The sequence below is a fragment of the Klebsiella sp. GW_Kp181 genome (genome assembly GCF_040062315.1).
GTDB lineage: Bacteria > Pseudomonadota > Gammaproteobacteria > Enterobacterales > Enterobacteriaceae > Klebsiella > Klebsiella oxytoca.
Genome location: NZ_JBEAFR010000054.1, coordinates 54,099 through 67,620, shown reverse-complemented (window position 1 = coordinate 67,620; position 13,522 = coordinate 54,099). Strand labels below are relative to the sequence as shown.

Annotated in this window: 11 protein-coding genes; 5 read left to right on the top strand and 6 right to left on the bottom strand. The window is 56.9% G+C overall.

Features of this window, described 5'->3' with window-relative positions; genetic code table 11:
• Nucleotides 1-53 precede the first annotated feature (53 nt).
• The 4 genes from pyrC to mdtH all read right to left on the bottom strand — a co-directional run bounded on the left by pyrC (nt 54) and on the right by mdtH (nt 3,841).
• Nucleotides 54-1,100, bottom strand: coding sequence for a dihydroorotase (gene pyrC, locus ABLV11_RS12435; RefSeq protein ID WP_126488911.1), 1,047 nt, complete (start codon nt 1,098-1,100; stop codon nt 54-56).
• Between the two features lie 123 nt (nt 1,101-1,223).
• Nucleotides 1,224-1,784, bottom strand: a complete 561-nt coding sequence (locus tag ABLV11_RS12430) for a lipoprotein (protein ID WP_348855323.1) — start codon at nt 1,782-1,784, stop codon at nt 1,224-1,226.
• 135 nt (nt 1,785-1,919) lie between these two features.
• Entirely contained in the window at nt 1,920-2,567 is a 648-nt protein-coding gene (gene grxB, locus ABLV11_RS12425; protein WP_004101046.1) for a glutaredoxin 2, read from the bottom strand.
• Between the two features lie 65 nt (nt 2,568-2,632).
• Complete coding sequence (gene mdtH, locus ABLV11_RS12420; RefSeq protein ID WP_126488912.1) at nt 2,633-3,841, bottom strand: multidrug efflux MFS transporter MdtH; 1,209 nt, start codon at nt 3,839-3,841, stop codon at nt 2,633-2,635.
• A gap of 229 nt (nt 3,842-4,070) precedes the next feature.
• Between mdtH and rimJ the strand changes: the two genes are divergently transcribed.
• The 4 genes from rimJ to murJ all read left to right on the top strand — a co-directional run bounded on the left by rimJ (nt 4,071) and on the right by murJ (nt 7,886).
• Nucleotides 4,071-4,655 carry a ribosomal protein S5-alanine N-acetyltransferase gene (gene rimJ, locus ABLV11_RS12415; protein WP_004101049.1) on the top strand — a complete coding sequence of 195 codons (585 nt, stop codon included), beginning with the start codon at nt 4,071-4,073 and terminating at the stop codon, nt 4,653-4,655.
• A 9-nt stretch (nt 4,656-4,664) separates the two neighbouring features.
• Entirely contained in the window at nt 4,665-5,312 is a 648-nt protein-coding gene (locus ABLV11_RS12410) for a YceH family protein (RefSeq protein WP_126488913.1), read from the top strand.
• A 2-nt stretch (nt 5,313-5,314) separates the two neighbouring features.
• Nucleotides 5,315-6,238: a Gfo/Idh/MocA family oxidoreductase gene (locus tag ABLV11_RS12405; RefSeq protein WP_126488914.1), complete on the top strand. Its 924-nt coding sequence runs from the start codon at nt 5,315-5,317 to the stop codon at nt 6,236-6,238.
• Between the two features lie 112 nt (nt 6,239-6,350).
• Nucleotides 6,351-7,886 carry a murein biosynthesis integral membrane protein MurJ gene (murJ, locus tag ABLV11_RS12400; protein WP_126488915.1) on the top strand — a complete coding sequence of 512 codons (1,536 nt, stop codon included), beginning with the start codon at nt 6,351-6,353 and terminating at the stop codon, nt 7,884-7,886.
• 53 nt (nt 7,887-7,939) lie between these two features.
• Here the strand turns inward: murJ and ABLV11_RS12395 are convergent, their stop codons facing one another.
• Nucleotides 7,940-9,154: an MFS transporter gene (locus ABLV11_RS12395; protein ID WP_126488916.1), complete on the bottom strand. Its 1,215-nt coding sequence runs from the start codon at nt 9,152-9,154 to the stop codon at nt 7,940-7,942.
• A 109-nt stretch (nt 9,155-9,263) separates the two neighbouring features.
• On the opposite strand from ABLV11_RS12395, the gene ABLV11_RS12390 reads away from it, so the two are divergent.
• The gene (locus ABLV11_RS12390) at nt 9,264-10,199 is read left to right on the top strand and encodes a LysR family transcriptional regulator (protein WP_126488917.1); all 936 of its coding nucleotides are present in this window, start codon (nt 9,264-9,266) and stop codon (nt 10,197-10,199) included.
• A gap of 35 nt (nt 10,200-10,234) precedes the next feature.
• Here ABLV11_RS12390 and rne read toward each other — a convergent pair whose 3' ends face one another.
• Complete coding sequence (gene rne / locus ABLV11_RS12385; protein ID WP_348855322.1) at nt 10,235-13,471, bottom strand: ribonuclease E; 3,237 nt, start codon at nt 13,469-13,471, stop codon at nt 10,235-10,237.
• Nucleotides 13,472-13,522: the final 51 nt, after the last annotated feature.

Below are 13,522 nucleotides of genomic sequence, written 5' to 3'. Positions count from 1 at the left end.
TACTGTTTATTTATACAGTATGGTTGTCGCATTTACAACAGGGGGAGAGGTATTTATTTCTTCATGCTCCAGCGCACGGTTTCTCCTGCCAGGAACGGCACCAGCGCGTCGCCAGGCAGAGCGATACTCTCTACCACCAGGCTCTCTTCGCGCACCAGCTCAACGTAGCCTTCATTGACCGGCAGACCATAGAAGCGAGGGCCGTTAAGCGAACAAAAGGCTTCAAAGTGCTGTAGGGCGTTCATCTCCTCGAACACCGTGGCGTAGCTGCCCAGGGCGGTCGGGGCGTTAAAACAGCCTGCACATCCGCAGCTGGCTTCCTTACGATGGCGGGCATGCGGAGCGGAATCAGTACCGAGGAAGGCGCGGTCAAAACCGCTGGCCACCAGTTCGCGCAGCGCCTGCTGGTGAATATTGCGTTTAAGGATCGGCAGGCAATATAGATGGGGACGCACGCCGCCAACCAGCATATGATTGCGGTTAAACATCAGATGCTGCGGGGTGATGGTCGCCGCCAGCAGCTCATTGCCGTCGCGTACGTATTCAGTGGCATCTTTGGTGGTGATGTGTTCGAACACCACTTTCAGACCCGGCAGGCGCCGACGCAGCGGCTCCATGACGGTTTCAATGAACCGCGCTTCTCTGTCAAAAATATCGATGTCCGCGTGAGTGACCTCACCGTGCACCAGCAGGGGCATTCCCAGCTTTTCCATGCGCTCCAGTACCGGCATGATTGCATCAGTGCTGGTGACGCCGTGGCTGGAGTTGGTGGTCGCATTGGCCGGATAAAGTTTGGCAGCGGTGAAAACGCCCTCGTTGAATCCGCGTTCCAGCTCAGCAGGGTCGAGCGTATCCGTCAGATAACAGGTCATCAGCGGCGTAAAATCGTGGCCCGCCGGAATTGCCGCTATGATGCGCTGGCGATAGGCAAGGGCGGCTTCGACGGTGGTGACAGGGGGTACCAGATTCGGCATCACGATCGCCCGGCCATAAAACTCACTGGTGTAAGGCACGACGGTTTTTAACATATCGTCATCGCGCAGATGGATATGCCAGTCGTCAGGGCGGCGGATTTTCAATACCTGGGATTGTGCTGTCATGGAAGGCTCCGGCTAAATAGGGTCAGTCATCAGGGCTGTTTTTGCCGGGCACTAAGGATAAGCGTAAACGTTTTCCTTTGCATCAACTTCCGTAAAAAAACGGGCGCTTCTGCGCCCGAACCGTTAGTTAATGAACGGGATAATAATCTCACCCGGCTTAACCTCAATCCCTTTAGCATACTTTTTCGCCAACGCTTCGCCCGCGCTGGCGTCTTCGCGCAGGACGTAGGCAGGCTGCTGATTGAAGTAGCTACGCAGCGACTGATTCAGGTAAGGAATGAGCGTCTGTACCACGGACTGCAGTTTTTCAGGTTGAACCTTTGCGTCCACCACCTCCATCTCCTGCAGGAAAATGGCGCCTTTCTCTTTGTTGAAGGTCGGCAGCGCTTTTAGCTTCAGGTCAATGGTCGCTTTCTGGTTCCCGAATAGTGAATTCAGATCTAAATTAGCAACGCCGCTTAGCGTCACTTTATTGGGTTCTTCACGACCAATCGCGCTGGTCAGGTTTTGTAGTTCAATATGAGCATCCGCAACGCCGGGCAGGCCAATATCCTTGGCGAAGTGGTTACGTTTCTGCAGCGCCTGGTTGATCTCCTGCTCACTCACGGAATATTGCGTAAGCTGATTACAGCCGCTCAGCAGGCCGCTGACGATAAGCGCGGCCGCGATAAACATCTTTTTCATTGGATTCCTTAATGTCATGCCATGGGTTCATCCTGACACAAAGCAGCATGACCCGCCAGCGCAGGAGGTGCTAGCGGAAAAGACTTAAAAAGCGGGGGGAGGCAGCGAAGGACAATACCTTCCGCTGCCCTGAGCTTAAATAGCCATTGAGGAAAGCAGATTGATTTGCGTCTGTTTAGCCATATTGTCGCGATAGGCGGCCACGCGGCTCGGCCAGTTCACCCCGGCAACCAGCGTCAGATTCCGCAGGAGTGGGAAGAGATGAATATCATCTTCAGACAGCTCCCCGTTGACGGCGTTTGGCTGGACGATAAGTTTATCCAACGCGCGCAGATCGTCGCTGATGTTCTTAACCAGACCGGTAGAATGGGCGAGGTGATCGGCAAAGCTACCGATAGCCGCTTCCTTCTTATTCACAAAATAAGCGCGCGCTTCTGGGGTTGAGAATTCATCAAATGCGGATTTGGCGAAACGCGGGATCAACAGACGATTCGCGTAGACGTTGACCTTGCGCAGCCAGGTTTCAATAGCCGGGTTACGCGCTCCGGTCAGTAGCGGTTTTCCATCAAGTTTATCGACATAGTGCACGATATCCATGCTTTCTGGCATATAGCGACTATCGTCTTTTTGCAGGATGGGCGCCATTTTCTGGCCGATCATGCGGGTTGGGGTTGATTCATCATCGTTCAGGAGCGTGATCAGTTCGACAGGGATATTTTTCAGGCCGAAAATCATGCGGGCTTTCAGGCAGAACGGGCAGTGATCGTAGATATATAACTTCACGTTTCTCCTCCATTGTTGCTGAACTTCCTCAATTCAGTATGGAGGAGAAACGACGGTCCGGCAAATCAGGTGCGCGGCTCGAGCATACCGGACGTTGAACGTTTTGGACTGAACTGCCACCACAGAGCAACAAACGTCGCAAGACCGATCGCGCCCAGCATCAGCCACGGCAGCTCCGGCTGACCCGTCGCCTTACCGGCATCGAACAGCCAGCCGCCGCCTGCGTAGCCGAAAGCGCCGCCGAAGGCTAATCCCAGACGGCTAAAGCCCATATAGCTGCCGCGCGCTCTGGCATCCGCCAGCGAAGCGCCAAGCGTCTCGCGCGCAGGCTCGGCGATGATGGACCCGATATAAAACACGCAGATCAGCGTGAACAGCTGCTGCAGATTGCTGCTCAGGCCAATCGGCATCATTGCCAGCGTCATAATCAGCAGTCCGGTCATCAGCCGATGCTCAAGGCGAAACCGTTTTTCGCTCCAGCGGGCAATCGGATAAAGCAGCGTCAGTGAAATGGTGGCTTCGATGGCATACATCCATTTTACCGCCGCCGGAGAACCCGCAATATCGTTAACCATAATCGGCAGCATTAACATGACCTGTACTGCCAGCATGTAATATCCGGTTAGCGTCAAGACGTAGGTGACAAATCGTTTGTCACCCAGCACGCGGCCCAGCCCTTCACGAACCGGCGTTTTGACCGTTGACAGCTTCCAGGCCGGGAGATACCAGGCATTGAACGCCGCGCAGGCGATAAACAGGGCCGCTCCAGCGCTGCACACCAGACGAAAATCATACTGCAGCAGCCAGCTACCCAGCAGCGCGCCGATCACCGCCCCGGCGCTGTCCTGCATCATCAGAATGGAGAAGAAACGCCCGCGCTGGTGTGGGCGAACCAGCTTAACCACCAGCGCCGCCCGCGGGGGATCGAACAGCGTACCGCCGAGACCGGAGAGTATGCAGGATAACCACAGGACCCATGGTTCATGGGCGACGGCCATCGCGGCGAAACCGGCAGCGCGCATCAGCATTCCGGTGACGATCATCGGTTTGGCACCAAAACGGTCGGCAATCGCACCGCCGAATATCCCTAAACCTTGCTGCACCAGTTGACGCAGCCCGAGCGCAATGCCGACCATTAACGCGGCCCACCCCATCTGATCGACAAAGCGAATAGAGATGAGCGGGAACACGACGAAAAAGCCGAGTACGACCAGCATGTTATCAACTAACAGGAAATATTTACCCAGGCTCCTTGCCTGCGATACGCGGGACATTTCCCCTCCCGGGAAAAATAAGAATAAGCTCTGATATTTTGCGGGGTTAATGGCTATTTTCCCAGCTAACTTGCGACAATATTTTTTTATCAAAATGCAAGAACGATAGAGGCTATTCATCGAAAAGCGGAGATGGTGCAGAAAATGGTATGTTGCTGTTTTCACACATCCCTGCAGGAAAGGTATAGTAAAGTCAGCAAGTATTGCGTCAGGGGAACAGGAGAGGGGAATGTTTGGCTATCGCAGTAACGTACCGAAGGTGCGTTTGACGACGGATCGGCTGGTGGTGCGGCTGGTACACGATCGTGACGCCTGGCGTCTGGCCGATTACTACGCGGAAAATAAAGGGTTCTTAAAACCCTGGGAACCAGTGCGCGACGACAGCCACTGTTATCCTTCCGGCTGGCAGGCGCGTTTATCGATGATTTCGGAGTTTCACAAGCAGGGGTCGGCATTCTATTTTGCGCTGCTGGATCCTGAAGAAAAAGAGATTATCGGCGTGGCGAATTTTTCGAACGTGGTGCGCGGATCGTTTCATGCCTGCTATCTCGGTTACTCTATCGGAGAGAAATGGCAAGGGCAGGGGCTAATGTTTGAAGCGCTGACGTCGGCAATTCGCTATATGCAGCGCACGCAACATATCCATCGCATAATGGCAAATTATATGCCGCATAATCAGCGTAGCGGCGATTTGCTGGCGCGTCTGGGTTTTGAAAAAGAGGGTTACGCCAAAGATTACCTGCTCATTGATGGGCAGTGGCGCGATCACGTACTGACGGCGTTGACGACACCGGACTGGACCCCGGGTCGCTAAGGAGACATCATGAAATATCAGTTAACCGCGCATGAGGCGCGAGTCATTGGCTGTCTGCTGGAAAAGCAGGTCACCACGCCGGAGCAGTACCCCCTGTCGGTCAACGCGGTGGTGACCGCCTGTAATCAGAAAACGAACCGTGAACCGGTGATGTCGCTCAGCGAAAATGACGTGCAGGATCTCCTCGATACGTTAGTTAAGCGTCATTTTTTGCGTACGGTAAGCGGTTTCGGCAATCGGGTGACCAAATATGAACAGCGCTTCTGCAACTCTGAATTTGGCGACCTGAAATTAACTCCAGCGGAAGTGGCAATTATTACCACCTTGCTGCTGCGCGGGGCGCAGACGCCCGGAGAACTGCGCGGGCGGGCGCAGAGAATGCATGAATTCAGCGATATGGCAGAGGTGGAAAACGTCCTCGAAAATTTGGCTACGCGAGATGACGGCCCCTATGTTGCGCGTCTGCCGCGGGAACCCGGGAAGCGTGAAAGCCGCTATATGCACCTGTTCTGCGATGATATGGATTCGCTGATTACCGCCGTTGAAGCCGTTTCGCCGGCGGGTGACGATCTCCAGGCTCGCGTTGAGGCGCTGGAAGCGGACGTCGCTGAACTTAAAGCGCGTCTGGATTCACTGCTGCCTCATTCAGGAGATTAAGCATGTCGGCGAAACTACGCATCGGCGTCGTTGGTTTAGGTAGCATTGCGCAAAAGGCCTGGCTGCCGGTGCTGGGAGCGGCGGATGGCTGGACGCTACAGGCGGCGTGGTCGCCGGGAAAAGAGAAAGCGCTGCGCATCTGTAAAACGTGGCGTATCCCCTATGCGGATACTCTGGAACAGCTGGCGGCGCAGTGTGATGCTGTATTCGTCCATACTTCAACGGTTTCACATTATGAAGTGGTTAGTCGGTTACTCAATGCCGGAGTTCATGTCTGCGTTGATAAACCGCTGGCCGACAAGCTTAGCGATGCGGAGACGTTGGTTGAGCTGGCGGCCCGCCGCCGTCTTACTCTTATGGTCGGATTTAATCGCCGCTTCTCCCCTCTCTATCGCGAACTTAAAGCTCAGCTTGGTAACGCGGCTTCGCTGCGGATGGATAAACACCGTAGCGACAGCGTGGGCCACGATCTGCGCTTTACGCTGCTGGATGACTATCTGCATGTCGTCGACACCGCGCTATGGCTGGCGGGCGATAAAGCCCGTTTAAACGGCGGTACGCTGCTCACGACGGCCCAGGGTGAAATGCTTTATGCTGAACATCATTTCAGCTGCGGGATGATCCAAATGACCACCAGTATGCACCGCCGCGCTGGAAGCCAGCGGGAGTGGGTGCAGGCGGTAACCGACGGTGGATTATATGAAGTCCGTGATATGCGGGAGTGGCAGGAGGAGCGGGGGCGCGGCGTGATCCAGCGTCCGGTCCCCGGCTGGCAGACCACCCTTGAGCAACGAGGATTCACCGGCTGCGCCCGGCATTTTATCGAATGCGTGCAAAATCAGACGGTTCCTGAAACCTCCGGCGAACAGGCGCTGCTTGCTCAGCGTATCGTGGAGAAACTCTGGCGCGAGGCGATGAGCGAATAACCCGTTGTAACAACTGGCAGTAGTAATTCATTATGAACCCGGTAGACTATCGCCACTTTCGAGCGCCCGCCTGAGCGGGCGTTTTACTCCAGGGTTGTGGAATAACACGTTAATGAATCTTTTAAAATCACTGGCGGCCGTCAGTTCGATGACCATGTTTTCGCGCGTGCTGGGCTTTGCGCGCGATGCGATTGTGGCGCGTATTTTTGGCGCAGGGATGGCCACCGACGCCTTCTTCGTTGCTTTCAAACTTCCGAATCTTTTACGGCGTATTTTTGCTGAAGGCGCGTTCTCACAGGCTTTTGTGCCGATTCTGGCGGAATATAAAAGCAAGCAGGGTGAAGAGGCGACCCGGGTTTTCGTCGCCTATGTTTCGGGGCTGCTGACGCTGGTGCTGGCGCTGGTGACCATCGCTGGTATGCTGGCGGCACCGTGGGTGATCACCATCACCGCGCCGGGATTTGCCAATACGCCCGAAAAGTTCGCCCTGACCACTCAGCTCTTGCGCATCACTTTTCCCTATATTCTGTTGATCTCCCTGGCTTCACTCGTGGGCGCCATCCTGAATACCTGGAACCGCTTTTCGGTGCCTGCTTTTGCTCCGACTTTCCTGAACGTCAGCATGATTGGTTTTGCGCTGTTTGCCGCGCCCTACTTTAATCCGCCGATGCTGGCCATGGCGTGGGCGGTGACGGTTGGCGGTATTTTGCAGCTTGCCTGGCAGCTGCCGCATTTGAAGAAAATCGGCATGCTGGTGCTGCCGCGAATCAACCTCAAAGATGCCGGCGCGGTGCGGGTGGTGAAACAGATGGGGCCGGCGATCCTCGGCGTCTCGGTTAGCCAGATTTCCCTGATTATCAATACCATTTTTGCCTCGTTCCTCGTCTCCGGCTCGGTGTCATGGATGTACTATGCCGATCGCCTGATGGAGTTTCCGTCCGGCGTGCTGGGCGTGGCGCTGGGGACCATTCTGCTGCCTTCTCTGTCCAAAAGCTTTGCCAGCGGCAATCACGACGAATACTGCCGTTTGATGGATTGGGGATTGCGCCTGTGCTTTCTGCTTGCGCTACCGAGCGCCGTGGCGTTAGGGATACTGGCCAAGCCGCTGACGGTCGCGTTATTCCAGTACGGAAAATTTACCGCCTTTGATGCCGCGATGACCCAGCGCGCGCTGGTCGCTTATTCCGTTGGCCTGATGGGACTCATTGTGGTTAAGGTACTGGCTCCCGGGTTCTATTCGCGTCAGGACATTAAAACGCCGGTGAAAATTGCCATCGTCACGCTGATCATGACGCAGGTTATGAACCTCGCCTTTATTGGTCCGCTAAAGCATGCCGGTCTGTCGTTGTCGATTGGCCTGGCGGCCTGCCTTAACGCCGGGCTGCTCTACTGGCAGCTGAGGAAACAGAAAATATTCACCCCTCAGCCCGGCTGGTTCCTGTTCCTGCTGCGCCTGGTGATTGCCGTCATCGTGATGTCTGCGGCGCTGTTGGGTGTGATGTACCTGATGCCGGAGTGGTCGCAGGGGACGATGCTGTTCCGCCTGCTGCGTTTGATGGTAGTCGTGGTAGCGGGTGTCGTCGCCTATTTCGCGACGCTGTTGCTGCTGGGCTTCCGCGTCAAAGAGTTTGCTCGCCGCACGGTCTGAGTTCTCTTCCTGACACAAAAGCCGCCCTGTATTGCCTGCAGGGCGGCTTTTTTTTATCTGACGGTTCGTTGCGCCGAAACGACCCTCGCGCTTTCTATCAGGCGGATGCCGAGGGCGATAGCGCCGGTAATGACGGCGAGAGTCATTACACCGCTCCAGCCTGCTATCACATACAGTTTGCTTCCCAGCACTGAGCCGAGCGACATTCCGATAAACACGCCGGTAAACAACAGCGCATTGAGACGACCGCGCGCCTGAGGCTCCAGACCATACACCAGGTTCTGGTGCGCCACGAGGCTGGATTGCAGTCCAAGGTCAAAACCGACGGCCGAGATGGCAATCAGGAGCAGCTGGCCATGCGGCGGTAGCGCAGGCAGCAGAAACATCAGGGCAAAAGAAACGGTAACCAGCGCCGCGCCCATTTGCGTGACTTTTTCGGCTCCGAATTTATCGGCCAGGCCGCCAGCCAGCGGGGCGGCGAGCGCCCCGGCAGCGCCTGCAATACCAAAGCCGCCGGCTACCGCGCTGCCCATCTGATAGTGCGCCAGTAACATGACCGCCAGGGTGGACCAGAATGCGCTGAAGGCGATAGAGAGGAACCCCTGGGCGAATGCGGCGCGACGCAGTGCCGGATAGCGTTTCCACAGGTGGGCCATCGATTTCATCAGCTGCGGATAAGTCAGGTTTGAGTGAATTTCAAAGCGCGGCAGCACGCGCCACATCAGCAGACCAATCAGTGCAATACTGACCGCAGCGGCCTGATACATCACCCGCCAGCCGAATAGCGCACCCACCAGCCCGCTCACCGTCCGTGACAGCAGGATCCCCAGCAGCAGGCCAGTCATGACCGTACCCACCATTTTCCCTTGTTTACCCGCAGGAGCCAGAATCGCGGCAGCTGGTACGATATCCTGCGCCATTGTCGCAGCCATCCCGATCAGCAAACTAACCATCAACAGAGTGGTGAGCTGACCGGTAAGGCTGCAGAGCAGCAACAGGACCGCCAGCGCGGCGCTTTTCATCAGGATCAGCTTTCTGCGATCGTGACGGTCGCCAAGCGGTAGAAGGAAAAGTATACCCAGCGCATAGCCCGCCTGAGTCAGGGTCGGAACCAGACCCATACCCTCAACGCTCAAATGCAGGTTTGCTCCCATTAGCGGCAGCAGCGGCTGCGCGTAATAGATAGCGGCAACGCTGAAGCCTGCGCCGAGCGCAAGGATAAATATTACCCAGCCGGCTGCGCGGGAGGTGAGTGGTGTCGGTGTCATGATTGATTCCTCTTAGAAGCGATGGCGCTATTTTTCCCGTAATGAGGCTGGCGCGGTAGATAGCCCGGTGGTAAAACGGTTATACGCTAAACGTATAGGCAGAATAAAAATGAAGAAGCAGGAGCGTATAGATCGTATCGAATTGATGCGTACGTTCATTCGGATTGTCGAAGCCGGGTCTCTCTCCGCTGCGGCGGTCCAGATGAACACGACCCAGGCGACGGTAAGTCGACGACTCCAGTCGCTGGAAGGGCTGCTCGGCGCAAAGCTGATCCTGCGTACCACCCATGCGATGAAGCTGACCGATGACGGCGAGCGCTGTTACCAGCATGCCCGACAGATCGTCGATGCGTGGCTGGCGCTGGAAGACGACCTGCGCATCACCGATGACCGTCCGGTGGGGATATTAAGGGTACGGGCGCCGCATGCGTTTGGTCAGCAGCAGCTGCTGGGGCCGCTGGTGGACTTTCTGCAGCGCTATCCCCAGCTCTCGGTCGAATGGATGCTGAATGATAAAACCGTGGATTTCCTGAGCGATGGCATCGACTGCGCGATTCGCGTGGGGGCTGAGGTGGATCCGGCTACGGTGTCGGTCCTGCTGGCCGAGGTGCCGCGCAGCGTAGTGGCATCGCCGTCGCTGCTGGCGAACTATCCGCCGTTAACCGCGCCGCAGGAGATGTCGCTGCTGCCCTGGATAGCCATCAGCACGTTCTATCAGCATGAGGTGATGCTGCAATCAGAGGTGGATGAGCAGCTTATAACCTTTAGCATTGCTCCGTGCCTGAGTACCGACAGCGTACATGTCGCCCGCAATACCGCGCTGGCGGGGCTGGGCGCGGCGATTGTTTCGAGCTGGGCGGTAGCGGAGGATATTGCCGCCGGGCGGCTGGTGGAGCTATTCCCACAGTGGCGTGCCTCACCGCTGCCGGTACATCTTGTCTATCCCTGGGCACGCTATTATCCGACGCGGTTGCGTAAGTTTCTCGATTTGATGCGCGAGGTTATGCCGCAGATTGCGGGGATGCAGCGACCGGAAGGGGAATAAAAAAAGACCGGCCGCTGGGGCCGGTCTGGTAGGCGTTACTCTACGGGCTGCGGACGGGTAGGCCCGGCAGCGGCTTTATGGGTCGCGCTATGGCCACCAGCAGCGCCCTTACCGTCAAAATCAAAGCTCGGGCGAACCCAGTCGCTTTGACGAGGCGCTTCAGGGACGTAGTCTGGCGCAGGCGCGCGGGTCATCGGCGCGGTGGCGTGACGATTGGCGACCTTAACGACCGGCACAGTCGTGACAACAGGTTGAGTCTTCACTACCGGCTCTGCCGCCGGTGCCGGTTCAACCACCGGTTCGCAAACGACAGGCGCTTCTTCAACAGCGGCCACGGCTTCTTCAACCGCAGCAGGTTCAGCGACCGCTGCTTCCGGCTCGACAGCTTCATTTGCCACGACGTCGACGGCTTCTGCGACAACCTCTTCGGCGACGGTTTCATCAGCCTCGGCAATCAGCTGCGGCTGTTCATCAACCGGTGCGGCGATAGCTTCCGGGTGCGTGGTTTCTACAACCGGAGCTTCAGGTTCGTTCATCACCGCCACAGGCTCAGAGATGACGACCGGCTCAACAACGCGCTCTTCAACTACCTCCGGGGCAACCACTTCAGAGACAGCCGGTTCAACGGCGGCCGCAGGGGTGATAACGGGGTCAACCGCGGTGGTAGCGAACTCCTGTACCTGCGCTTCTTCTTGCTGCTGGTCCTGCGGGCGAACGACAGGGTAACGGATCCACACTTTACCAGATGCCATTTCCGGCGATGCGCAGGCTACGGTCAGCGGCATCGGGGATTGCGTCGGGTAACGCTCATCACGGTAGCGACGACGGCGCTGGCCGCTTACGCGCAGGTGACGAGGGGAACGGCGCGAACGACGCGGCATACCGTTAGCTTCGCGTGCTTCGCCGGTATCGTCATGTTCCGCAGCGGTTTCAACAACCGCCGGCAGGTCGACTTTCGCCAGTTCCGTGCGCGGAGCTGCGGCTTCGGGTTGGACGGCTGGCGCTTCGATGACCTGAGGCGCGGCTACCGGTTCGACAACCTGCTCAGCGGCAGCAGATTCAATACGTACCTTCTGCGACAGCTGGCGCGGCTTGCGGCGCGGCATGGTCTGCACGCGTTCTTCCTGCTCGCTATCCTGTACGACCGGTTCTTCACGAGTTTGCGCTTTAGCTTCCTGCTGAACCTGACGCTTATCGTCGTTACGACGGCGATTGCGTTCACGGCGCGGCGGTTGATCGTCGCGAGCTTTGCCCTTGTCGCTATCTTCTGCCGTTGTCTGGCGGATTTCGCGAGGTTCGACGTTCTGCTGCTTCTCGCGGCGGTTACGGCGGTTTTCTTCGCGAGATTCACGAACTTCGCTATTCTCGGCACGATTGTCGCGGTTGTCACGATTATCGCGGCGGTCGTTGCGATCGCGGCGGTTGTTGGCGCGCGGTTTGCGACGTTCCTGCTGGCGCTCGGATTTCTCCTCCGCTTTTTTCTCAACCTGGACTTCTGTCGGCTTAGTTTCTTCTGCGCCGGAGAAGATATTTTTCAGGGCGCTGAAGAAGCGTGCAACCAGACCCGGCTGCGCTGGCACTGCCGACTCAGGTGCGGAAGCGGCTGGCGTTCCAACGGCAACCGTAGCTTTAGCAGGCTCTTGCTGAGCCGGCGCTGGTGGGGCATCAGGCATGACAAAAGCGGCCAGCGCCGGTTGCTCCGGAAGTTTACGCTCGGCCGGCTCTTCATCAGAAGGCATAGCCATCTCTTCTTCGTGCAGTTTCGGCAGCAGATAGCTCAGCGTGGAGGTCTCTTCACCCTTACGCACGCGCAGAACGGAGTAGTGCGGCGTTTCCATCTGATCGTTTGGCACGATGATGACGCGTACATCGGCCTGGCGGGTTTCAATGGCGCTTACCGCAGCACGTTTTTCGTTCAGGAGGTACGAAGCAATCGGCACCGGAACGATAGCGTGAACTTCTTTAGTGTTCTCTTTCAGCGCTTCTTCTTCGATCAAGCGCAGAATGGAAAGCGACAGCGATTCGTTATCGCGTACGGTACCCGTTCCGCTACAGCGCGGGCAGACGTGATGGCTGGACTCGCCAAGCGACGGGCTCAGACGCTGACGCGACATCTCCAGCAGGCCAAAGCGTGAAATGTGGCTGATCTGGATGCGCGCTCTGTCCTGGCGTACGGCTTCGCGCAGGCGGTTTTCTACCGCACGCTGGTGACGTACCGGGGTCATATCGATGAAGTCGATAACGATCAGACCGCCGAGGTCGCGCAGGCGCAGCTGGCGAGCAATTTCATCGGCCGCTTCGAGGTTGGTGTTAAACGCCGTCTCTTCGATGTCGCCGCCGCGGGTAGCACGGGCGGAGTTGATATCGATAGCGGTGAGCGCTTCGGTGCTGTCGATTACGATAGAACCGCCGGAAGGCAGGCGCACTTCACGCTGGAAAGCGGATTCAATCTGCGACTCGATTTGGTAGTGGCTGAACAGCGGAATTTCACCAGTGTACAGCTTGATTTTGCTGCTGAAATCCGGACGCCCCAGCGCCGCGATATGCTGGCGCGCCAGCTCAAGCACTTTCGGGTTGTCGATAAGAATTTCGCCGATATCCTGACGCAGATAGTCGCGAAAAGCGCGCACAATCACGTTACTTTCCTGATGGATCAGGAACGGAGCAGGGCGGCTTTCTGCGGCTTTCTGGATGGCTTCCCAGTGCTTCAGGCGGAAGCTTAAGTCCCACTGCAGCGCTTCGGCGGATTTGCCGACGCCAGCGGTGCGAACGATAAGTCCCATGCCATCCGGCAGCTCAAGGCTGGCCAGCGCTTCTTTCAGCTCGGTACGATCGTCACCCTCGATACGGCGTGAAATACCGCCAGCGCGTGGGTTATTCGGCATCAGTACCAGGTAGCTGCCCGCCAGGCTGATAAAGGTGGTCAGCGCGGCGCCTTTATTGCCGCGCTCTTCTTTATCAATCTGCACAATCACTTCCTGACCTTCACGCAGCACGTCCTTGATGTTAGGGCGGCCGTGGGAACTGTAGTTGGCAGGGAAGTATTCGCGGGCAATTTCTTTAAGAGGGAGGAAACCATGACGCTCGGCGCCATAATCAACAAACGCGGCTTCGAGGCTAGGTTCAATACGAGTGATTTTGCCTTTGTAGATGTTCGCTTTTTTCTGTTCGTGCCCGGGGCTTTCGATATCCAGGTCGTACAGGCGCTGCCCATCAACAAGGGCGACGCGCAACTCTTCCTGCTGAGTTGCGTTGATTAACATTCTTTTCATCGTAACTTACTCATTATTCTTACATTGACGACTAAGCTACGGGCAGAGTAA

Bases quoted from the DNA above. Each gene is read 5' to 3' on its own strand.
- pyrC (WP_126488911.1), bottom strand. From the start codon at position 1,100: ATGACAGCACAATCCCAGGTATTGAAAATCCGCCGCCCTGACGACTGG.
- ABLV11_RS12390 (WP_126488917.1), top strand. From the start codon at position 9,264: ATGAAGAAGCAGGAGCGTATAGATCGTATCGAATTGATGCGTACGTTC.
- ABLV11_RS12430 (WP_348855323.1), bottom strand. From the start codon at position 1,784: ATGAAAAAGATGTTTATCGCGGCCGCGCTTATCGTCAGCGGCCTGCTG.
- murJ (WP_126488915.1), top strand. From the start codon at position 6,351: ATGAATCTTTTAAAATCACTGGCGGCCGTCAGTTCGATGACCATGTTT.
- ABLV11_RS12410 (WP_126488913.1), top strand. From the start codon at position 4,665: ATGAAATATCAGTTAACCGCGCATGAGGCGCGAGTCATTGGCTGTCTG.
- rimJ (WP_004101049.1), top strand. From the start codon at position 4,071: ATGTTTGGCTATCGCAGTAACGTACCGAAGGTGCGTTTGACGACGGAT.
- rne (WP_348855322.1), bottom strand. From the start codon at position 13,471: ATGAAAAGAATGTTAATCAACGCAACTCAGCAGGAAGAGTTGCGCGTC.
- mdtH (WP_126488912.1), bottom strand. From the start codon at position 3,841: ATGTCCCGCGTATCGCAGGCAAGGAGCCTGGGTAAATATTTCCTGTTA.
- ABLV11_RS12405 (WP_126488914.1), top strand. From the start codon at position 5,315: ATGTCGGCGAAACTACGCATCGGCGTCGTTGGTTTAGGTAGCATTGCG.
- ABLV11_RS12395 (WP_126488916.1), bottom strand. From the start codon at position 9,154: ATGACACCGACACCACTCACCTCCCGCGCAGCCGGCTGGGTAATATTT.